This window comes from Flavobacterium sp. TSSA_36, from assembly GCF_051547165.1.
Lineage (GTDB): Bacteria > Bacteroidota > Bacteroidia > Flavobacteriales > Flavobacteriaceae > Flavobacterium.
In genome coordinates this window covers 252,952-276,498 of record NZ_JBPTTP010000004.1, presented here as the reverse complement: position 1 = coordinate 276,498, position 23,547 = coordinate 252,952, and the positions used below count along the sequence as shown (strand labels likewise).

General features: G+C 35.5%; 17 protein-coding genes. 13 read left to right on the top strand and 4 right to left on the bottom strand.

Annotated elements, in window-relative coordinates:
- The first annotated feature begins 25 nt into the window (after positions 1–25).
- From rimP to infB, 3 genes are read left to right on the top strand one after another with little or no spacing between them, the layout of a single operon-like run.
- Positions 26–490: a ribosome assembly cofactor RimP gene (rimP, locus tag ACSVH7_RS10375; RefSeq protein ID WP_438066623.1), complete on the top strand. Its 465-nt coding sequence runs from the start codon at positions 26–28 to the stop codon at positions 488–490.
- Positions 491–503: 13 nt separating this feature from the next.
- Positions 504–1,757, top strand: a complete 1,254-nt coding sequence (nusA, locus tag ACSVH7_RS10370; RefSeq protein WP_438066622.1) for a transcription termination factor NusA — start codon at positions 504–506, stop codon at positions 1,755–1,757.
- A 52-nt stretch (positions 1,758–1,809) separates the two neighbouring features.
- Positions 1,810–4,713: a translation initiation factor IF-2 gene (gene infB / locus ACSVH7_RS10365; RefSeq protein WP_438066621.1), complete on the top strand. Its 2,904-nt coding sequence runs from the start codon at positions 1,810–1,812 to the stop codon at positions 4,711–4,713.
- 45 nt (positions 4,714–4,758) lie between these two features.
- Here the strand turns inward: infB and ACSVH7_RS10360 are convergent, their stop codons facing one another.
- Complete coding sequence (locus ACSVH7_RS10360; protein ID WP_438066620.1) at positions 4,759–5,148, bottom strand: SPOR domain-containing protein; 390 nt, start codon at positions 5,146–5,148, stop codon at positions 4,759–4,761.
- A 214-nt stretch (positions 5,149–5,362) separates the two neighbouring features.
- Here ACSVH7_RS10360 and ACSVH7_RS10355 point away from each other — a divergent pair, with 214 nt between their 5' ends.
- The 10 genes from ACSVH7_RS10355 (at position 5,363) to queG (ending at position 18,700) form a co-directional block, all read left to right on the top strand.
- Positions 5,363–6,694: a c-type cytochrome gene (locus ACSVH7_RS10355; RefSeq protein WP_438066619.1), complete on the top strand. Its 1,332-nt coding sequence runs from the start codon at positions 5,363–5,365 to the stop codon at positions 6,692–6,694.
- A 33-nt stretch (positions 6,695–6,727) separates the two neighbouring features.
- Entirely contained in the window at positions 6,728–9,778 is a 3,051-nt protein-coding gene (locus ACSVH7_RS10350) for a TAT-variant-translocated molybdopterin oxidoreductase (RefSeq protein ID WP_438066618.1), read from the top strand.
- Between the two features lie 34 nt (positions 9,779–9,812).
- Complete coding sequence (gene nrfD, locus ACSVH7_RS10345) at positions 9,813–11,216, top strand: NrfD/PsrC family molybdoenzyme membrane anchor subunit (protein ID WP_438066617.1); 1,404 nt, start codon at positions 9,813–9,815, stop codon at positions 11,214–11,216.
- Positions 11,209–11,733, top strand: a complete 525-nt coding sequence (locus ACSVH7_RS10340) for a DUF3341 domain-containing protein (RefSeq protein ID WP_438066616.1) — start codon at positions 11,209–11,211, stop codon at positions 11,731–11,733. Before nrfD ends, ACSVH7_RS10340 begins: the two co-directional genes overlap by 8 nt.
- Before the next feature lie 8 nt (positions 11,734–11,741).
- On the top strand, positions 11,742–12,287 hold the full coding sequence (locus tag ACSVH7_RS10335; protein ID WP_438066615.1) for a c-type cytochrome: 546 nt from the start codon (positions 11,742–11,744) through the stop codon (positions 12,285–12,287).
- A 27-nt stretch (positions 12,288–12,314) separates the two neighbouring features.
- On the top strand, positions 12,315–13,670 hold the full coding sequence (locus ACSVH7_RS10330) for a quinol:cytochrome C oxidoreductase (protein WP_438066614.1): 1,356 nt from the start codon (positions 12,315–12,317) through the stop codon (positions 13,668–13,670).
- Between the two features lie 19 nt (positions 13,671–13,689).
- Positions 13,690–14,847 (top strand): cytochrome c oxidase subunit II, encoded by a 1,158-nt coding sequence (locus ACSVH7_RS10325; protein ID WP_438066613.1) that lies wholly within the window; start codon positions 13,690–13,692, stop codon positions 14,845–14,847.
- A 28-nt stretch (positions 14,848–14,875) separates the two neighbouring features.
- Complete coding sequence (locus tag ACSVH7_RS10320) at positions 14,876–16,672, top strand: cytochrome c oxidase subunit I (RefSeq protein ID WP_438066612.1); 1,797 nt, start codon at positions 14,876–14,878, stop codon at positions 16,670–16,672.
- Between the two features lie 79 nt (positions 16,673–16,751).
- Positions 16,752–17,774 (top strand): Holliday junction branch migration DNA helicase RuvB, encoded by a 1,023-nt coding sequence (gene ruvB, locus ACSVH7_RS10315; RefSeq protein WP_438066611.1) that lies wholly within the window; start codon positions 16,752–16,754, stop codon positions 17,772–17,774.
- A gap of 2 nt (positions 17,775–17,776) precedes the next feature.
- Complete coding sequence (gene queG, locus ACSVH7_RS10310) at positions 17,777–18,700, top strand: tRNA epoxyqueuosine(34) reductase QueG (RefSeq protein ID WP_438066610.1); 924 nt, start codon at positions 17,777–17,779, stop codon at positions 18,698–18,700.
- On the opposite strand, the gene ACSVH7_RS10305 is transcribed toward queG, so the two are convergent.
- From ACSVH7_RS10305 to ACSVH7_RS10295, 3 genes are all read right to left on the bottom strand, one after another.
- Entirely contained in the window at positions 18,695–19,720 is a 1,026-nt protein-coding gene (locus ACSVH7_RS10305; RefSeq protein WP_438066609.1) for a LacI family DNA-binding transcriptional regulator, read from the bottom strand. The genes queG and ACSVH7_RS10305 overlap by 6 nt on opposite strands.
- 353 nt (positions 19,721–20,073) lie before the next feature.
- Positions 20,074–21,765: a glycoside hydrolase family 13 protein gene (locus ACSVH7_RS10300; protein WP_438066608.1), complete on the bottom strand. Its 1,692-nt coding sequence runs from the start codon at positions 21,763–21,765 to the stop codon at positions 20,074–20,076.
- A gap of 12 nt (positions 21,766–21,777) precedes the next feature.
- Complete coding sequence (locus ACSVH7_RS10295; RefSeq protein WP_438066607.1) at positions 21,778–23,547, bottom strand: glycoside hydrolase family 13 protein; 1,770 nt, start codon at positions 23,545–23,547, stop codon at positions 21,778–21,780.

The following is a 23,547-nucleotide window of genomic DNA, read 5'->3' as shown; positions in this document are numbered from 1 at the left end:
TCTTTTTATAAAATATTTATGTAATATGACATTTAAAGAAAAAGTAAATGCATTAGTAGAAGAAGCGCTATTAGAAAAACCTTCTGTTTTTTTGATCGATTTGACGATTACGGATGCTTTTAAAATAATGGTTTCGCTTGATGGTGATAAAGGTGTGGTTTTACAAGATTGTATCGATGTAAGTAGAGTGATTGAAAATAAATTAGATCGAGAGGAACAAGATTTTTCACTTGAAGTAGCCTCGGTTGGAGTAGGTTCTCCTTTAAAACTCATTCGTCAGTATAAGAAAAATATAGGTAGAACATTAATTGTTAAGACTGGAAATGAAATTATTGAAGCAGAATTAGTTGAGGCTACTGATGTTTTTATAATTTTGTCATGGGAAGCAAGAGAGCCTAAAAAAATAGGAAAAGGAAAGGAAACGGTTCAAAAAGAACTTAAGTTACCTTATGAAGATATTAAAGAAGCAATTGTTACAGTAACATTTTAATTAAAGAATTCGCATGGAAAATTTAGCATTAATCGATTCATTTTCAGAGTTTAAAGATGATAAACTTATTGATCGTGTAACGCTTATGGCAATTTTAGAAGATGTATTTAGAAATGCCTTGAAAAAGAAATATGGATCAGATGACAACTTTGACATCATTATAAACCCTGACAAAGGGGATATGGAAATTTGGAGAAGAAGGGTGATTGTTGCAGATGAAGATTTGGATTTCGAGAATGAAGAAATTACTTTAACAGAAGCACGTAAAATTGAAGCAGATTTTGAAATTGGTGAAGAGGTTTCAGAAGAAGTGAAATTGATAGATTTAGGAAGAAGGGCTATTTTGGCTTTGCGACAAAATTTAATTTCTAAAATTCACGAACATGATAACACCAATCTTTATAAGCAATTTAAAGATATTATTGGTGATATTTATACAGCAGAAGTGCATCATGTTCGACCAAGAGTTGTAATTTTGGTTGATGATGAAGGCAATGAAATTGTTTTGCCAAAAGAAAAACAAATTCCTTCTGATTTCTTTAGAAAGGGAGATAATGTAAGAGGAATCATTGAAAGTGTTGAATTAAAAGGGAATAAACCTCAAATTATTATGTCTAGGACTTCAGAGAAGTTTTTAGAAAAATTATTTGAACAAGAAATTCCTGAAGTTTTCGATGGTTTAATCATGGTTAAAAACGTAGTAAGAATTCCTGGTGAAAAAGCAAAAGTAGCTGTAGATTCTTATGATGACAGAATTGATCCAGTAGGAGCTTGTGTGGGAATGAAAGGATCGCGTATACATGGAATTGTTAGAGAACTAGGAAATGAAAATATTGATGTAATTAATTATACCAATAATATTCAGTTGTTTATTACAAGAGCATTAAGTCCTGAGAAAGTTTCTTCTATCAAAATAAACGAAGAAACAAAACGCGCTGAAGTATTCTTGAAATTAGAAGAAGTTTCTAAAGCAATTGGTCGAGGTGGACACAATATTAAGCTAGCGGGTTTGTTAACAGGATACGAGTTGGATGTGATTCGTGAAGGTGACATTGCAGGTGCTACAGCAGATGAGGACGATGTCGAATTGACAGAGTTTTCAGACGAAATAGAAGAATGGGTTATAGAAGAATTCGCTAAAATTGGTTTAGATACTGCTAAAAGTATTTTAAGTCAAGAGGTAGAGGATTTGGTTAGAAGAACAGACCTAGAAGAGGAAACTATTCTAGATGTAATGAGAATTTTGAAAGAAGAATTCGATAGTTAATACTATGTTCTTCTAGCAACACAACAAAAAAAGATAATAATAAAAAGGTTTTATGTCTGAAGAGAGAATAATTAGAATAAACAAAGTTTTAAGGGAATTGAATATTTCTTTAGAAAGAGCTGTGGATTATCTTAAGGATAAGGGGATTGCAATTGAATCGAATCCTAACACAAAAATTTCTGAAGATGTATACAATGTCTTGTGCGGTCAATTTGCTGGTGACAAAGGGAATAAAGAAGCGTCTAAAGAAGTAGGGGAAGAAAAAAGAAAAGAAAAAGAAGCCCTGCGCATCGAAAGAGAAAAGGAAATCGAGAATAAGCGCAAAGCTGATGAAGAACGATTGAGGCAACAAGAAATAATTAAGGCTAGGGCGGTTGTTACTGGCCCAGTTCAAGTTGGTAAAATTGATCTTAATCCTAAGAAATCTTCTCCAGCTCCATCTCCGGTTGTAGCCGAAGAAAAGAAAGATATTCCAGTTGAGAAAGCTGTTGAGTCGATAAAAGATACTGCAAAGGATTCTAAATCTATTTCTTCAGAAATAAAAAGTGATACACCTCCGGTTGCTAAAACAATCGCTGTCAAAGCTGAAAAAGAGGTTCTTAAACAAGAAAAGCCGGTAGTAGAGAAAGCGAAAGATGCTGTTGAGCCTAAACTTGTTGTGGAAACAAAAGTTGCTTCTGACAGCAAAGCTTCTGAAGAACCTGTTGAAGATACAATCACTACTCAGTATCAAAAATTATCGGGAACCACTCTTACGGGACAAATTATTGATTTATCTCAATTTAATAAGCCTAAAAAGAAAAAAGAAGAGCCTAAAATTACTCCAAATAAGCCTGGTACTCCGGGTGCTGCTGGAGCAAATAATGCCAATAAGAATAAACGTAAAAGAATAGCGCCAAAGCCAGGTGCTCCAAAGCCACAAAATACTCCAGGAACGCCAAATCCAAATAAAATTACTCCTAATACTGGAGGAGGTTTTAATGCGAATAGAAGTGCAAGACCTGGATTTGTAAAGGGAAATCGTCCTGCTATTGTTGCAAAAGTAGAGCCAACGGAGGAAGAAGTTAAAAATCAAATTCGTGAAACGCTTGAAAAACTTCAAGGAAAAGGAGGAAAATCTAAGGCGGCTAAATACCGTAGAGAGAAAAGAGAAACGCATCGTCAGAAAACCGATGATGAACAAAGAGCATTAGATGAAGGAAGCAAAACAATCAAAGTAACTGAGTTTGTTACTGTTGGTGAAATTGCGATTATGATGGATGTGCCAATTACTAAAGTTATCGGAACTTGTATGTCACTTGGAATCATGGTAACCATGAATCAACGTTTGGATGCGGAGACTTTGACTATTGTTTGTGATGAGTTTGGATATGAAGTAGAATTTATCACTGTTGATATTGAAGAGGCGATTCAAGTAGTTGAAGATAAAGAAGAGGATTTGGTAACACGTGCTCCTATTGTTACGGTAATGGGTCACGTCGATCACGGAAAAACATCTTTACTGGATTATATTCGTAAAGAGAATGTAATTGCAGGAGAGTCTGGAGGTATTACACAGCACATTGGGGCTTATGGAGTAACTTTAGATAACGGACAAAAAATTGCTTTCTTAGATACACCAGGTCACGAAGCTTTTACCGCGATGCGTGCTCGTGGGGCTCAAGTTACAGATATCGCAATTATTGTGATCGCAGCTGATGATGACATCATGCCGCAAACCAAAGAAGCAATTTCTCATGCTCAAGCGGCAGGTGTTCCAATTATATTTGCTATCAATAAAATTGATAAACCAAATGCTAATCCAGATAAAGTAAAAGAAAGATTAGCGGGTATGAATCTTTTGGTGGAAGACTGGGGAGGTAAAATTCAATCTCATGATATTTCTGCTAAAGTAGGTACCGGTGTTAAAGAATTACTTGAAAAAGTGTTGTTGGAAGCTGAAATTTTAGATTTAAAATCAAATCCAAATAAGGCTGCGCAGGGAACTGTAGTGGAAGCTTTCTTAGATAAGGGTAAAGGATATGTTTCTACTATCTTGGTGCAACACGGAACTTTAAGAGTAGGGGATTACATGCTGGCAGGGAAGCATCATGGTAAAATTAAAGCCATGCATGATGAACGTGGACATGTGGTTAAAGAAGCAGGACCTTCAACGCCAGTGTCAGTATTAGGTCTTGATGGTGCTGCAACAGCCGGTGATAAGTTTAATGTTTTTGAGGATGAAAAAGAGGCTAAGCAAATTGCAGCAAAACGTTCTCAATTAATGCGTGAGCAGTCTGTTAGAACACAACGTCATATTACTTTAGATGAAATTGGTCGAAGAATTGCTTTAGGACAATTTAAAGAGCTTAACATTATCCTTAAAGGGGATGTGGATGGTTCAGTAGAAGCCTTGTCTGATTCCTTCTCTAAATTGTCTACCGATGAAATACAAATCAATATCATTCATAAGGGAGTTGGAGCTATTACGGAAACCGATGTAATGTTGGCTTCGGCTTCTGATGCGATTATTATCGGATTTAATGTGCGTCCTGCTGGAAATGCTAGGCAATTAGCTGATAAAGAAGAAATAGACATCCGTTACTACTCTATCATTTATGCAGCAATCGATGATTTGAAAGATGCGATGGAAGGAATGTTAGCACCTGAGATGAAAGAAGAAGTTTTAGGAACGGCAGAAATTAGAGAGATCTTCAAAATCTCTAAAGTGGGTTCTATTGCGGGTAGTATGGTTATGGATGGTAAAATCCTTAAAAATGCAAAAATTCGTGTGATTAGAGAAGGCGTTGTAATATTTGATGGAGAGCTTTTAGCATTGAAACGATTTAAAGATGATGTTAGAGAAGTTGCTAAAGGATACGATTGCGGTATTCAGATAAAAGGATTTAATGATATAGAAGAGCGAGATGTGATAGAAGCTTATCATGAAGTAGCTATTAAGAAAAAGTTGAAATAGTATTTTATTTGTACAAAAAAGCCCCGAATTTCGGGGCTTTTTTGTTTATTTAGAGGGTTTAATTAATAGTGAGTTAGGGTATTTTTTTTTGATCTCAAGCATGTTGCGTTCTGCCTCCATTCTGTTTCTGAAATTTCCAATCCAAACTTTGTAATTTGGGGTTTGAAAAACGATAGTGGCGTCAGTTTGTTTTTGGATTGCCTTGAAGTCATTTAATGTTTTTTTTGCAAGTTCACTTGAGCCTGTGAAGATTTGAATCTTGTACTTATCGGTGACATATAGTGAGGTGTTTATTTTTCTTTTTTCATTCAATAATTGGTGTACTATTGGGTCTTGTATTATTTCAGTATTTTTCTTTTGTGCGTCCATTCTCGCTAACGTTATCGTGGTTAGTGTAATGGTGAATACTGTTTTTTTAAAGGACGTAAACTTCATAACTAATTGATTTTTATGCAAAAATAATGTTTTAGGGGAGTAATTACACGACCGTCATTATTTAGAATCAATATAAATTGAATTTAAGACTATTTTAAGATTTTGTGAATAGTTCTTAAAGTGTATTTTTGTCGCGTATTTAAAAGAAAGAGGTGTTTTTTTCAGTGATTTTTGAAAAAGGACATATCAATATTGTGGATAATTACTATACTATATGAAAAAGATGGGTAACCATAGTTCGATGACAAGGAAATTATGTTTTAGCTTAGCATTAATGCTAACAATGTCCTTGAGTTTATTTGCGCAAGATGCTGCTCCTGCTGCAACTGCTGATGCCGCTGCTCCTGCAGCCACTGGTGGTGGTGATGCGGCCAAAGGAAAGGAATTGTTTAATGCTAATTGTGCAGCATGTCATAAATTGGATGCTAAGGCTACTGGCCCTGCCTTAAGAGGTGTTGCATCAAAGCATGATATGCCTTGGTTGTACAAATGGATAAAAAACAGTTCTGCTTTAATTAAATCTGGCGATGCTGCAGCTGTAAAGTTGTTTGAAGAAAACAACAAAGCGGTGATGACAGCTTTTCCACAATTGTCAGAAGGTGATATTGATAATATCATAGCGTATACTTCTGAGCCAAAAGCTGAAGCTCCAGTAGCGGCAGCAGGTGTTGCTCCGGCAACAGGTGCTCAAAATCAAGAAGGTGCGATTAGTAACAACGTTATACTTGGTGCTTTGGCATTGGTAATGGCTATGTTAGTAATTCTTTTGATATTTGTTAATAATGTTTTAAGAAAAGTAGCTAAGGCCAACGGAATTGAAGTAGCTCCTAAAGTGGCAAGTACTCCAATTTGGAAAGCATTTGTAAAGAACCAATTTTTAGTTTTGGTTTCTGCGATCTTTTTATTGCTATGCAGTGCTTACTTCGTGTATGGCTTCTTAATGCAAGTTGGGGTTGATCAGGATTATGCACCAATACAGCCTATTCATTATTCACACAGAATTCATGCTGGTGATAATGAAATAAATTGTAAGTATTGTCACTCAGCGGCTAGAGTGAGTAAAAATGCGGGTATACCTTCATTGAATGTTTGTATGAACTGTCATAAGAATATCTCAGAAGTTGCGGAAACAACTGCTACTCCTGAATACAGCAAAGCTTTCTATGATGAGCAAATTCAAAAATTGTATGCAGCTGTAGGATGGGATAAGACTACACAATCCTATACTGGTAAAACGCAACCTGTGAAATGGGTACGTATTCATAATTTGCCTGATTTTGTTTACTTTAATCACTCTCAGCACGTAACAGTTGCAGGTGTTGAATGTCAGACTTGTCACGGGCCAGTAGAAACTTATGAAATCCAAAAACAATTTGCGCCATTAACTATGGGATGGTGTATTGACTGTCATAGAAAAACAGACGTGAAAATGGAAGGGAATGAGTATTATACCAAAATTCACGAGCAACTTTCTAAGAAGTATGGTGTTGAGAAATTGACAGCTGCTCAAATGGGAGGTTTGGAGTGTGGTAAATGCCACTATTAAAAAAATTATTAAGATTTAATATTTATATATAATATGTCATCAAACAAAAAATACTGGAAAAGTGTTGAGGAACTAGACGGAAATAGTTCTATTGTTGAGGCGCTTAAGAATAACGAGTTTGTTGAAGAAATTCCTACTGATGAATTTTTAGGGAATAGTGATAAATTATCCTCTTCGACTTCACGTCGTGACTTTTTAAAGTACGTTGGTTTTAGTACAGCAGCTGCAACTTTAGCAGCTTGCGAGGGACCTGTAAACAAATCAATACCTTATGTGTTGCAACCTGAGGAAATCATTCCTGGTGTAGCAGATTATTATGCTACAACTGTTTTTGACGGTTTTGATTTTGCTAATTTATTGGTTAAAACTCGTGAAGGCCGACCTATTAAAATCGATAATAATACGATTGCAGGCGCGAAATTTTCGGCTAATGCAAGAATTCATGCCTCTATTTTGTCGCTTTATGACAATACGAGATTGAAAGAACCAAAGGAAGCTGGAAAAGCTGTTTCTTGGTCTGCAGTGGATTCAAAATTAAAATCTAGTATAGCGGAGGCGAAAGCTAAGGGAGGACAAGTTGTGTTACTTACCAATACTTTGGCAAGTCCCTCTACTGAAAAGCTAATTGCTGATTTTACAGCTAAAAACCCAAATGCAAAGCATGTTGTCTATGACGCTGTTTCTTCATCTGAGGCTTTGGATGCTTTCCAAACCGTTTATGGTAAGAGAGCGTTAGTGGATTATGATTTTTCAAAAGCGGCATTGATTGTTTCTGTTGGTGCTGATTTCTTAGGGGATTGGCAAGGTGGTGGATATGATGCTGGCTATGCTCAAGGAAGAATACCTAAGGCTGGTAAAATGTCTCGTCATTTTCAATTTGAAGCCAATATGACCCTTTCTGGTGCTGCGGCCGATAAAAGAATTCCAATGACTGTTGCGAATCAAAAGAAAGCATTAGTTCATATCTATAATGTTGTTACTGGTAACGCTGTTAGTGTGACCTTAGAAGATACGTTTAAAGCTGAAGTTACTAAAGCAGCACAACAATTGAAATCTGCTGGATCCAAAGGAGTTTTGGTTTCAGGAATTCAAGATGTGAATGCTCAATTATTAGTTTTAGCTATCAATCAAACCTTGGCAAGTGAAGCTTTTGTTACTTCAGGTGCTCGTTTAATTAGAAAAGGATCAAATGCTGCAGTATCTCAATTAATAAAAGAGATGAATGCTGGCTCAGTTCATACTTTAATCATGAGTGGTGTTAATCCAGTGTATACTTTAGCAGATACTAAAGGTTTTGTTTCTGGATTGAAAAAAGTTACTACCTCAGTGGCAATGTCTATTAAAGAAGATGAGACTGCTTTGCTTGCAACTATTGCAGCTCCAGTGCCTCATTATTTAGAATCTTGGGGAGATGTAAATTTAACGGAGGGTACTTATAGTATAACTCAACCAACTATCCGTCCATTATTCAATACAAAACAATTGCAAGATGTTTTAATGTCGTTGAATGGCATCCCCGGAAACTATTATGATTATCTAAAAGCGGTAGCTTCTGGAATAATTGCAGGTTCTTCTTGGAATAAAGTTTTGCATGACGGAGTTTATGTTGGTGCCATTGGTTCTGCATCTGCTGGTACAGCAAATTATGCTGCTGCAGCTGCTAGTTTAGCGACATCTTCTTCTGTAAAAGGACTTGAATTAGTATTGTATACTAAAACAGGTATGGGAGATGGTCAACAAGCCAATAATCCTTGGTTGCAAGAGTTTCCAGATCCGATCACTCGTGTTTCATGGGATAATTATATTACTGTATCTAATGCTGATGCAACCAAAATTGGATTATCTAATGAAATCGTTGCGAATGGTGGTTTAAACGGTTCTTATGTTACTTTAACTGCTAATGGCGTTACCTTAGAGAATGTGCCAGTTATTGTTCAGCCTGGTCAAGCGGTTGGAACTATCGGAATGGCTCTAGGTTACGGGCGTAAAGCTGCTTTAAAAGAAGAAATGCAAGTAGGTATTAATGCCTACTCATTATATAAAGATTTTAATGATTTACAAAGTGTCGTTATAGAAGTTGCTTCTGGAGAGCATGAGTTTGCTTGTGTTCAAGGGCAAAAAACATTAATGGGACGTGGCGATATCATTAAAGAAACTACTTTAGAAATTTTTAATACAAAAGATGCTGAAGTTTGGAATGAAAAGCCAATGGTTTCTTTAGATCATAAAGAAGTTGAAGCTACATCCGTAGGACTATGGGATTCTTTTGATCGTTCTATCGGTCATCATTTTAATCTTTCTATTGATTTAAATGCTTGTACAGGTTGTGGGGCTTGCGTTATTGCTTGTCATGCGGAAAATAACGTTCCTGTTGTAGGTAAAGATGAGATTAGAAGAAGTAGAGATATGCACTGGTTGCGTATTGATAGATATTATTCTTCTGAAAGTACTTTTGCTGGTGATGTTGAAAGAAAAGAGAATATAGCTGGTTTATCAAGTTCTTTGTCTACTTTCAATGAAATGGAGAAGGCTGCCGATAATCCACAAGTTTCTTTCCAACCTGTAATGTGTCAACATTGTAATCATGCTCCTTGTGAGACTGTTTGTCCTGTTGCTGCAACTTCTCATGGTCGTCAAGGTCAAAACCAAATGGCTTATAACCGTTGTGTTGGTACTCGTTACTGTGCTAACAACTGTCCATATAAAGTGCGTCGTTTTAACTGGTTCTTGTACAACAAAAACAGTGAATTCGATTATCATATGAATGATGATTTGGGTAGAATGGTGTTAAATCCAGATGTTAACGTTCGTTCTCGTGGAGTTATGGAGAAATGTTCTATGTGTATTCAAATGACACAAGCAACTATCCTTAAAGCGAAAAGAGAAGGTAGAGCGATTAAAGATGGAGAATTCCAAACCGCATGTTCTAACGCATGTTCTTCTGGAGCGATGACATTTGGCGATGTAAATGATACAGAAGCTGTAGTTACTAAATTGGCTTCAGATGAAAGATCTTATCATTTGTTAGAGCATGTTGGTACAAAGCCAAATGTGGTTTACCAAGTTAAAGTTAGAAATATCTAGTAAAAAAATTAATTAAGAATCAATATAAAGGATTATGTCGTCTCACTACGAAGCAGCCATTAGAAAACCCTTAGTTATAGGTGATAAATCTTATCACGATGTAACTGTAGATGTAGCAGCACCTGTTGAAGGTAAAGCTAATAAGCATTGGTGGATTGTATTTACAATCGCATTAACCGCTTTCCTTTGGGGATTGGGTTGTATTATTTACACAGTATCTACCGGTATCGGAACTTGGGGATTAAACAAAACAGTTGGATGGGCTTGGGATATCACCAATTTCGTTTGGTGGGTAGGTATCGGTCACGCTGGTACATTAATTTCAGCTGTACTTTTACTTTTCCGTCAACGATGGAGAATGGCTATTAACCGTTCTGCAGAAGCAATGACTATCTTCTCAGTAATTCAAGCCGGTTTATTTCCAATCATTCACATGGGGCGTCCATGGTTAGCATACTGGGTATTACCAGTTCCAAATCAATTTGGTTCCTTATGGGTAAACTTTAACTCTCCATTACTTTGGGACGTATTTGCAATTTCTACTTATTTATCTGTTTCATTGGTGTTCTGGTGGACAGGTCTTTTGCCTGATTTTGCTATGCTACGTGATAGAGCGATTACTCCTTTCAATAAAAGAGTATATTCTATTTTGAGTTTTGGATGGAGTGGAAGAGCTAAAGACTGGCAACGTTTTGAAGAGGTTTCTCTTGTTCTTGCTGGATTAGCAACTCCTTTAGTACTTTCTGTACATACTATTGTATCGATGGACTTTGCTACTTCTGTAATTCCTGGATGGCATACTACCATTTTTCCCCCTTATTTTGTTGCTGGTGCAGTTTTCTCTGGATTTGCTATGGTTAACACCTTGCTTATCATCATGAGAAAAGTATCTAACTTAGAAGCTTACATTACCGTTCAGCATATCGAGTTAATGAATATCGTAATTATGATTACGGGTTCTATAGTAGGTGTTGCTTACATTACTGAGTTGTTTATTGCTTGGTATTCTGGTGTAGAATATGAGCAATATGCTTTCTTGAATAGAGCTACTGGACCTTACTGGTGGGCTTATTGGGCAATGATGTCTTGTAACGTATTTTCTCCACAATTTATGTGGTTCAAAAAATTACGTACTAGTATTATGTTCTCCTTTGTAATTTCGATTGTAGTAAATATTGGTATGTGGTTTGAACGTTTTGTAATTATTGTGACTTCATTGCACAGAGATTACTTACCATCTTCATGGACTATGTTTTCACCAACCTTTGTTGATATTGGTATTTTTATTGGGACTATTGGATTTTTCTTTGTATTGTTTTTATTATATTCTAGAACTTTCCCTGTTATTGCTCAGGCTGAAGTAAAAACAATATTAAAAGGAAGTGGAGATAACTACAAAAGAGAAAGAGAAGCAAATAAAGACGTACACCATGAGTAATAAAGTAATATACGCTATATACAACGACGATGATGTATTAATGGATGCCGTTAAAAAAACACGTGCAGCGCATTATCATATTGAAGATGTTTTTACCCCTTTTCCGGTTCACGGATTAGATAAAGCAATGGGATTGGCACCAACTAGATTAGCTATTTGTGCTTTCATCTATGGTTTGTGTGGAATTTCATTCGCTACTTGGATGATGAACTATATCATGATTCAAGATTGGCCTCAAGATATTGGTGGTAAGCCAAGTTTCAGTTATATAGAAAACATGCCAGCTTTCGTGCCAATTATGTTTGAAGAAACTGTTTTCTTTGCGGCTCACTTAATGGTTATCACTTTTTATATGAGAAGTAGATTGTGGCCTTTTAAGGAAGCTGAAAATCCTGATGTAAGAACTACTGATGACCATTTTTTAATGGAAGTAGCTGTAAATGATAATGAAGAAGAACTTGTTTCCTTCTTTAAAAGTACAGGAGCAGTTGAAGTAAATGTAATAGATAAGAATTAATTGTAGCTATGAGAAGTATATATAAATTAACACTTTTGGCTGGTATTACTATGTTAGTGTCGTCATGTCATGATAAATTGGCACCAAACTATCAGTATTTTCCAAACATGTATGAGTCGGTAGGTTACGAAACATATTCCGAATCTAAAGCTTTTAAAGATGGTAAAGAAGGTCAATTACCTGCAAAAGGATCACTTAAGAGAGGATTTGAAGTATATGAATACGAAAACTCAACTGCAGGTTATGAATTAGCAAAAGCTAATTTGAAATCTCCTTTAGATTCTTTAGAAAGAAATTCAGAAAAAGGGAAGGCACTTTTTGAAATTTATTGCATTAGCTGTCATGGTGCTAGTGGTAATGGAAAAGGTAAATTAGTAGAAAGAGAGAAGTTCCTTGGGGTGCCAAGTTATGCTGACCGTCAAATTACTGAAGGCAGCGTATTTCATGTGATTACTTACGGATTAAATTCTATGGGTTCTCATGCCAATCAATTGAGTGCTCACGAACGTTGGTTAGTAGTAGACTATGTTCTAAAACTAAAAAGCGAATTATAATTGTTGAACAAACTGATCGTATTAGATATGTATACATTTTCAAGTAAATTAAAAACTTTTTCGCTTATTCTAATGGCTGTTGGTCTTTTAGGTATTGGATATGGTTTTTATAGTGCACCAAAAGATATTCAAGAAGTAGAAGCACTTCTAGCTGCTGATGCTCATGGAAACCACGGCGAAGCTACTCCTGCTGTAGCAGGAAAAGCTCATGAGGCTCATGGTGAAGCGTCTACTCCTTCTGGTAAATTCCATGAAGTAAAAGCAGAAGTTGAACATAAAGAACATTTGGAGCATGTATTGCACCAATTGAGTAATAAGCCATGGGCTGCAGTTTATGTTGCTTGTATCTTTTTTATGTTGTTGTCATTAGGAACTTTAGCTTTCTATGCTATTCAACAAGTGGCACAGGCGGGATGGTCTCCGGTTTTATTCAGAGTAATGCAAGGTATTACGGCTTATTTACCAGTAGGTTCGGTTATCTTCTTCATAATTTTGGTGTTGTGTGGTTTGCACTTTAATCATTTATTCATTTGGTTAGATCCAGAAGTTGTAGCTCATGATAAAATGATTCAAACAAAATCTGGCTATTTAAATTTTCCTTTTTGGATTATTAGAGCAGGTATCTTTTTATTAGGTTGGAATGCCTACAGATATTTTTCAAGAAAGAATTGTTTAGCGCAAGATGATGCTGATGATAATACTTTTTACAAAAAGAATTTCAAATTATCCGCTGGATTTCTAGTTTTCTTTATCGTAACTGAATCTATTATGTCCTGGGATTGGATCATGTCAATTGACCCTCATTGGTTTAGTACCTTGTTCGGATGGTATGTTTTTGCAAGTTTCTTTGTGAGTGGAATTACTACTATTTGTATGATTACTCTTTACTTAAAATCAAAAGGATATTTAGAGCAAGTAAATACAAGTCATATTCATGATTTAGCTAAATTCATGTTCGGAATTAGTGTGTTTTGGACGTACTTATGGTTTTCTCAATTTATGCTAATTTGGTATGCTAATATACCAGAGGAGGTTACTTATTTTGTAACAAGAATTCAAGATTTTAATTTACCATTTTTTGGAGCTGTAGCTATGAATTTCTTATTTCCAGTTTTAATTTTAATTAATACTGATTTTAAAAGAATTACTTGGGTTTTGGTGATGGCTGGTACGGTTATTTTATTAGGTCATTATGTTGATTTTTTCAATATGATTATGCCTGGAACAGTGGGTGACCAATGGTTTATTGGAATTCCTGAGATTGCTTCGGTTTTGTTTTTCCTTGGTTTATTTATTTATGTGGTATTTACCGCACTTACTAAAGCACCATTGTTGCCTAAGAGAAATCCTTTTATTGAGGAAAGCAAACACTTTCATTATTAATATTTAAACAAAAGAACAGATGACAAGTTTGTTGGTAATTATAGTTTTAGGTTTATTAGCTGTAGCGCTTTGGCAATTAACTAAGATTTTTGATCTTACGCAAGTAGGTTCGAAAAAAGATGATTCACAAGTAGCGACGGATAATGATAACAATGTGCAAGGATATTTGATGTTTGGTTTTTTAGCCTTCATTTATATTTTCACTATTTATGGTTTATTAAAATGGGGTGACTTACCGTTACATACACCCGCATCGGAGCACGGTGATACAGTGGATAGTTTGATGAACATCACTTGGGTTTTAATTTTTACGGTTCAGGCCATTACACAAGTTTTGTTACATTATTTTGCTTTCAAGTATAGAGGTAATAAGGAGAAAAAGGCTCTTTATTTTGCAGATAATAACAAATTAGAAGTGGTTTGGAGTGTGATACCAGCCGTTGTTTTAGCTGGTCTAATTTTGTATGGTTTGTATGCTTGGACAAACATTATGTTTATAGATGAAGATGAAGACACAGTTGTTATTGAGCTGTATGCCCAACAATTCAAATGGACTGCCAGATATGCAGGAGCAGATCAAGTTCTTGGAAAAGCTAATGTTCGCTTAATCGATGGAGTTAACTCAGTGGGTATGGATTTATCTGACAAGAATGCTGCGGATGATTTCTTAGCGACAGAAATTCATATACCAAAAGGAAAAAAAATACTATTTAAAATGCGATCTCAAGATGTACTGCATTCCGCTTATATGCCACACTTTAGAGCGCAAATGAATTGTGTTCCAGGAATGGTTACTGAGTTTGGTTTTACACCTACTTATACTACTGCTGAATATAGAGATTTACCTTTTATGATTGAGAAAGTTTCTCATATTAATGAGTTACGTTCCAAGAAAAGTGTTGAATTAGTAGCTAAAGGTGGAACGGCCTTAGATCCTTATACCTTTGATTATTTATTATTGTGTAATAAAATATGTGGTGCTTCACATTATAACATGCAAATGAAGGTGGTAGTTGATACCCCTGAAGATTATAAAAAATGGTTGAGCGATAAGGTAGCTTTAGTGAAAGAATACAAAGCTTCAAAAGAGACACCTACGGCTGTTGATGGTGCTACAGGTACTGATAGTTTGAGTTTACCAAAAGAACCAGCTGCTGCAAAAGTAGCTATGAAATAATTATTTAAGAATATTTAAAAGTATATATATGTCAGCAGAAGGTCACGATCACGGACACGATCACGAACACGAACACCACCATAAGGATACATTCATTACTAAATATATTTTTAGTATTGACCACAAAATGATTGCAAAACAATACTTGATTACCGGTATTGTGATGGGGATAATTGGTGTTGGAATGTCATTGCTTTTTAGAATGCAATTGGCTTGGCCAGAAGAATCTTTTAAGATTTTCAATATTTTATTAGGGGATAAATTTGCTCCAGAAGGAGTTATGGCTAATGATATTTATTTAGCTTTAGTTACAATTCATGGTACCATTATGGTATTCTTTGTATTGACGGCTGGTTTGAGTGGTACATTTAGTAATTTATTAATTCCACTTCAAATTGGTGCAAGAGATATGGCTTCTGGATTTATGAATATGGTTTCATATTGGCTATTTTTCTTATCAAGTGTAATTATGATTTGTTCACTTTTCGTTGAAGCTGGACCTGCTTCTTCAGGTTGGACAATTTATCCTCCATTAAGTGCTTTACCACAAGCAATACCTGGTTCAGGTACCGGTATGACATTGTGGTTGGTTTCAATGGCTATTTTCATTGCTTCATCATTGATGGGATCTTTGAATTATGTGGTAACAGTAATCAACTTAAGAACAAAAGGAATGTCTATGACAAGATTGCCTCTTACAATCTGGGCTTTCTTTGTAACGGCTATTATTGGTATTATTTCTTTCCCTGTTTTACTTTCAGCGGCTTTATTGTTGATTTTTGATAGAAGTTTTGGTACTTCTTTCTTCTTATCTGATATTTATATTGCTGGTGAAGTTTTACATTATCAAGGAGGTTCACCGGTACTTTTTGAACATTTATTCTGGTTCTTAGGTCACCCTGAGGTTTACATCGTATTATTACCTGCGTTAGGGATTACTTCAGAAATTATTGCAACGAATTCTCGTAAACCAATTTTTGGCTACAGAGCGATGATTATGTCTATTTTGGCTATTGCTTTCTTGTCAACGATTGTTTGGGGGCACCATATGTTTATTTCTGGAATGAATCCTTTCTTAGGGTCTGTATTTACATTCACAACTTTATTGATTGCAATTCCATCGGCAGTAAAAGCATTCAACTACATTACTACTCTTTGGAAAGGTAATTTACAATTGAATCCAGCGATGTTGTTTTCAATTGGATTAGTTTCAACTTTTATTACAGGTGGTTTAACTGGAATTATTCTTGGAGATAGTACCTTAGATATTAATGTTCACGATACGTATTTCGTAGTAGCTCACTTTCACTTAGTAATGGGTATATCGGCTTTGTACGGTATGTTTGCGGGTGTTTATCATTGGTTTCCAAGAATGTTTGGTAGAATGTTGAATAAGAATTTGGGTTATGTTCACTTTTGGGTAACAGCGGTTTGTGCTTATGGAGTATTTTTTCCGATGCATTTTATTGGATTAGCTGGTTTACCAAGACGTTATTATACTAACACAAACTTTCCACTTTTTGATGATTTACAAAATGTAAATGTTTTGATTACTACTTTTGCTTTAGTAGGAGGTGCTTTTCAATTGGTGTTCTTGTATAATTTCTTCTCAAGTATATTTTACGGTAAGAAAGCTGAACAAAATCCATGGAAATCAAACACTTTAGAGTGGACAGCTCCAGTAGAACACATACACGGTAACTGGCCAGGAGAAATTCCAGAAGTGCACAGATGGCCATATGATTACAGTAAGCCAGGTCACGAGGAAGATTTTGTTCCTCAAAATGTACCGATGAAGGTTGGTGAAGAAGTTTTACATCACTAAACAAATAAGATTATAGTTAAAAAAGCCTTTCTTTTGGAAAGGCTTTTTTATTGAGGCTTCTTTTTTTTACCTTTATCCAATGAATGAAAATTTAGATCCAACGAATACCAATTATAACTCTGAAGAGCTCGATTTAGAAAAGAGATTAAGACCGCTGAGTTTTGATGACTTTTCGGGTCAAGATCAAGTTTTGGAAAATCTTAAAGTTTTTGTGGCTGCTGCCAATCAGCGTAATGAAGCATTAGATCATGCTCTTTTTCATGGGCCTCCTGGATTAGGGAAGACCACTTTAGCTAATATTTTAGCTAATGAATTGCAGGTAGGTATAAAAATAACTTCTGGACCTGTACTGGATAAACCAGGCGATTTGGCGGGCTTACTTACCAATTTAGAAGAAAGGGATGTGCTTTTTATTGACGAAATTCATCGTTTGAGTCCGATAGTTGAAGAATATCTTTATTCAGCTATGGAGGATTTTAAGATTGACATCATGATTGAATCTGGGCCAAATGCGAGAACGGTTCAAATTAATTTAAATCCGTTTACTTTAATTGGAGCTACAACTCGCTCCGGTTTACTTACAGCGCCAATGCGTGCTCGTTTTGGTATTTCTTCTCGATTACAATACTATTCTACCGAATTGTTAACCACTATTGTGGAACGAAGTGCTTCTATTTTCAAAATGCCAATCACAATGGAAGCAGCAATCGAAATTGCTGGTAGAAGTAGAGGTACTCCGCGTATTGCGAATGCATTGTTGCGTAGGGTTCGTGATTTTGCTCAAATTAAAGGCAATGGTACTATTGATATCGAGATTGCTCGTTTTGCTTTGAAAGCTTTACATGTAGATGCTCATGGATTGGATGAAATGGACAACAAAATTTTGACGACGATTATTGATAAGTTTAAAGGCGGTCCTGTTGGTTTGTCTACTTTGGCCACTGCTGTTTCAGAAAGTAGTGAAACGATTGAAGAAGTATATGAACCTTTTTTAATTCAAGAAGGTTTTATCATGCGAACCCCACGTGGAAGAGAGGTAACTGAGAAAGCATATCAGCATCTTGGTAAAGTGAGAACGAATATTCAAGGAGGATTATTTTAGTTTTGATTAACAACAAAGAAAAATATACGCAATTTATTAAAGCCGAATCGAAAAGACTCGGCTTTCTTTCTTGTGGAATATCTAAAGCTGGTTTTTTAGAGAAAGAAGCTCCTAGATTAGAAAATTGGTTAAGTCAACAAATGAATGGCCAAATGACTTATATGGAGAATCATTTTGACAAAAGACTTGATCCTACTTTGTTAGTTGATGGAGCTAAGAGTGTAATATCTTTGTTGTTGAATTATTATCCTTCTGAAGAGCAACATCCAGATTCTTATAAGATTTCTAAATATGCCTTTGGGCAAGATTATCATTTTGTTATTAAAGAGAAATTAAAAGAACTATTATCTTCGATGCAAACTGAAATTGGTGATGTTTCAGGAAGGGCATTTGTGGATTCTGCTCCTGTTTTAGATAAAGCTTGGGCAGCTAAAAGCGGTTTAGGGTGGATTGGGAAAAACAGTAATTTAATCACTCAAAAGGTGGGTTCTTTTTACTTTATTGCAGAGTTGATTGTTGATCTCGATTTAGAAAATGATAATGCTACAACAGATCATTGTGGTTCCTGTACAGCTTGTCTTGATGCTTGTCCAACTCAGGCTATTGTAGCTCCCTACGTAGTTGACGGTAGTAAATGCATTTCTTATTTTACAATTGAATTAAAAGAAAATATACCGTCAGAATTTAAAGGAAAATTTGATGATTGGATTTTTGGTTGTGATGTTTGTCAAGACGTTTGTCCATGGAATCGATTTTCGAAATCGCATCAAGAACCTTTATTTAATCCTAACCCAGAGATGTTAGAATGGAGCAAAAAGGATTGGGAGGAAATTACCTCTGAGACTTTTAATGCTGTTTTTAAAAATTCTCCATTGAAACGTAGCAAATGGAATGGACTTAAACGTAATATTGAGCACAACTTATGATTTTCTACTAGATTCTCTCTCTATTACACTTGTTTCAAGTATCAACGTCTTTGGAGTAAAGGGGATATTTTCTTTGTGAGCTTGCATTTCTTCTAATAAAAGATGGAAAGCAGCTATTCCCATTTGGTGACTGGGTTGGTCGATCGTACTTAATTTTGGGGTTAAAACTTGTGAAATAAACCAATTGCTAAAACCTATTACAGCAATTTGTTGGGGTACTTTTATTTGGTGATCATTAAAATATGATAAAACCCCAACGGCTACCAGATCCGTTACAGCAAAAACGCCATCGACATCTGGATGTTCTGCTATGATTTGTTTGGCAAAATCTGAACCTTCCTGAAACGTTACGTTTTCGCAAGTATAGACCAATTTAGAATCATAAGGGATTTGATTTTTATCTAATGTTTTTTTATAGCCAATATAGCGATCTATGGAATTTTGTGGGTTTAGTGGCCCTCGAATGTGAGCAATTTTTTTACAACCTTGGTCGATTAAATGTTGGGTAGCACTCATAGCTGCTTTTTGATCATCTATCAAGACTTTTGAACAATTGGCTAACTTGGATATTTTGTCAAACATTACAAAAGGAATTTTTCTTTTGATGATTTCCTTAATGTGATCATCAAAATTCGATTCGTTAGAAAGTGACATGATTATGCCATCTACTCTTTTATTTATCAGTAACTCGACTTGCTTTTGTTCTAATTCTACCGATTCATTAGACTGTAATATGATTACTAAATACCCGTTTTTTTCAGCTTCATCTATGATAGCATTGATCACGTTTGAAAAAAAATGATGCATTACTTCAGGTATTATTAATCCTATAGTTTTGGATTCTTTAGTTCTTAAATTTACAGCAAAACTATTGGGCGTATAATGCAAATCTTTAGCTAATTCCAAAACTGCTTTTTTTGTTTTTTCACTAACGTCAGGATAGTTTTTAAGGGCCTTAGACACAGTCGTTATTGAGATGTTCAGTGTGGAAGCAATTTCTTTAAGAGTAATTTCTTTCATGGTTTTAGCTTGTGTTTCGGTTTCAAGTCTTGCTAAATTATGGATAGTAGCTTCATTGATTGTAACACAATATAAGTATAAAATCTGTAATTTTTTTTATAAAATATTTGTTTTTAGAGTTTTATAAATGGGGTGTGAAGTTTTAGTAGCAAAGATGTCAGAAGTTGATTAGGAATTCTTTATTAATTTGAGATTCTTTTGTTTTTATCTCAATATTAAACCCTTTTTATTTGGTAATTATGTCATTTTAAAAAAACAGAAATATTCGTCCCACTAGTTAAAACATGTTTATAAAGTTGAAACTTTGAGAACACTACAGGTTTTGATTGAATTTTTGACAGTATTTTTTTTAGTTATTTCACGATAGGTACGATTATGGCTTCATATGCTCTTAGGAAAGTGTTTTCAATTATTGTTGTAGCGTAATTTGAAAGCATTACGGACGTTCCTAGTATTGAAAATGGGATGGAATACATAGCTTCTTCCGCGGTAAAATTCAATAAAATCAAAATTTTTCGATCATTATAAGTTCTTAAAAAAGCGTAAATGTTTTTATTTTCTATGTCCAATAATGTATAATTGCCATAAATGAGTGTAGGTTCTTTTTTTCGTAATTGTATCAGTGTTTTAAAATAATGCAAGGTAGAGTTAGTATCTTTTTCTTGAATTTCAGCATTGATTGTGGTATGGTTGGGATGTACTTTCAGCCAGGGTTTTCCTTCAGTAAACCCAGCATTGGGACCTGCGTTCCATTGAAATGGTGTTCGAGAATTTTCTCTAGCAGTTTCTTTTTGTTCTTCTATAAATGCGGCTAAATTACCCTTTTTACTTTTAATGTATTCATATTTGTTGATCGTATCAATATCAGTATACTCGGATATGGAATCGAATCGAATATTGACCATTCCAAGTTCATCGCCTTGGAAATAGTAAGGTGTGCCTCGCATGGTTAACACAAAAGTAGTTAGCATTTTAGAACAAATAGCACTGAATTCACTACTATCATTGCCAAATTTACTCACCATTCTGGGTTGATCATGATTGGCTAAAAAGATAGCAAGCCAGCCTTTGGTTTTAAAGGCTTCATCCCATCGTGTATAGAGTTTTTTGTAGTTTACTAGACCGTAGTTCATCAGATGCTTGCCAATTTCGACTCCTTCAAGATGATAAGCCATACTCAATTCTTTTCGTTCGGGATCTACAAATAATAGGGCTTCTTCGGGAGAACCACCTGCTCCTTCTGATACGGTCATTACATCATAATGCTGTAATACTTTTTCGTGCATTTCTTGAATATAGTCATGCAAATAGGGGCCTCTTCCATAATACTTCATAATTTCGGGAATGTTGCCTAAAATATCATTTGGAAGTTCGGGAAATGAAGGGTCTTTTGAAATAAACTGAAAGGCATCCATTCTAAAGCCATCGATCCCTTTATCGAGCCAAAAACGCATAATAGCATACAATTCCTCTCGTACTTTTGGATCGTTCCAATTTAAATCGGGTTGTTTTACAGAGAAATAATGAAGATAATACGCGTCGGTTGTAGCGTCATATTTCCAAGCATTGCTTTCAACGTCAAACCAACTCCATCGGTAAGGAGGTGTTCCTTTTTCTGCGGGCCACCAATAATAATAATCGCGATAAGGATTGTCTCTTGATTTTCTGCTCTCTTGAAACCAAAAGTGTTCATCGCTACTATGATTGAATACCAAGTCCAAAATGAGTTTAATACCTCTTTCTTTTAGTCCTTTTAGGAGGATGTCAAAATCTTCCATAGTTCCAAAATCAGCTAAAATAGCACGATAGTTACTCACATCATAGCCATTGTCATCATTTGGAGATTCAAATATCGGATTGAGCCAAATGGCATCAATTCCTAGACTTTTTAGATAATCTAATTTTGAAATTAAACCTTGTAAATCTCCAATACCATCCCCATTACTGTCCTTAAAACTTCTAGGATAAATTTGATAAATCACGGCTTCTTTCCACCATTTTGTGTCTAAAGTTGGCGAAATTATTGTGCTGTTATCGAGACTCATAGGATGTATTTTTTAATTTACTTTTAAAATTACGGACTCATAAGGGCGTAACTCTTTTTGAAAAGGAGTGGGGTAATTCCCAATCCATTGTGTTGTTTTTTGGGCTAATAAAGGTGTGCTAATCGTCGTTGTTTTTGATGTAAAATTCAACAAAACAATAATTTTTTTGCCATTTAATTCTCTTGTATAAGCAAAAACATCAGGATTAGTTGGGTCAACTATTTCTAATTTACCATAGACAAAAATAGGATTCTCTTTTCTGATTTTGGCTAGTTTTTTGGCATAATTCAATATAGAGTTTTTGTCTTTGATGTTGGCTTCAACATTGACTGTGGTGTAGTTTTTATTGATAGTTAGCCAAGGATTTCCAGTGGTGAAACCTGCATTTTTTGTTGCATTCCATTGCATAGGAGTGCGGCTATTGTCGCGACTTAATTCTTGTTGATTGATTAAATATTCCGCCGCTTTAGCATCGCTGATTTTTAGTAATTGGTAATAGAGGTTTCGGGTTTGTAGGTCGTTGTATTCGTTTACTGTTTTAAATCGGATGTTGGTCATCCCGATTTCATCGCCGTTGTAGATATAAGGCGTTGCTCTTTGGGTTAATAAAAAAGTGTAGAGCATTTTAGCACTAGGTTCCCTAAATTCAGGGCTGTCATTACCATAGCGGCTCACGGCTCTGCTTTGATCGTGATTGGTAAAAAACACGGTATTCCAGCCTTTATCTTGCATTTTTTTGTCCCATTTGCTAACTATTTCTTTCATTCCGAGAACGTTATTTCTACCCACTTGGTATGGGCCAACATCAAAAGCGTCTCTACCCCATATATTTCCAATTTCGTCATGATAAAGGGTGTTGATCTCTTTTCGATCTTCATCTACAAAATCCATTACTTTTTGAAATGGAATGACGCCACCTTCTCCAACGGTATAGACCTCATTGTATTTGCTTAATAGTGCCTCGTTCATTTCGCGTAAATAGTCATGTAATTTTGAGTCGGCACCGTAATATCGTACAAATTGTTCGTTGGTGAAATCAGCTGGCATAATTGGCCAATTGGTGTCTTTGGCAATAAAAGGGAAGGCGTCTAATCGAAATCCACTCACGCCTTTGTCGAGCCAAAATTTCATGATATCGTACATTTCTTGTCGCAATTGAGAATTTTCCCAATTCAAATCGGGTTGTTTTCGGCTGAAGTAATGAAGATAATAGCTGTTAGTATTGGGCTCAAAGCGCCATGCATCTGAGTTTTCGTCAAAAATGCTATGGCGTTTGGGCGGTGTTCCCTTTTCAGCAGGCCACCAATGGTAATAATTTCGGTATTTGTTGTCTCTTGATTTTTTAGCTTCCACAAACCATTGATGCTCGTCGCTACTATGATTTAGGACTAAATCCATAATGAGTTTGATATTTCTTTTTTTCATACCGGCAAGCATTTCGTCAAAATCTGCCATAGTACCCATTTCTTTCATGATTGCTTTGTAGTCACTAATGTCGTAACCATTATCATCGTTTGGAGACGCACAGATAGGGTTAATCCATATCGCATCAATGCCTAGACTTTGCAGATAGTCTAGTCTTTGTGTAATCCCTTTTAAATCGCCCACTCCATCTCCGTTACTGTCCTGAAAACTGCGAGGGTAAAGTTGGTAGATGATCGCTTCTTTCCACCATTTTTTGTCTATTTTTGATAGGTCTGATGTATTGGTTTGAGCTTTTAATTGAGGACTTAAAAGCTGTAGGAGGGTTGAAAAAATAAGGAATTGAAAGATTGATTTCAT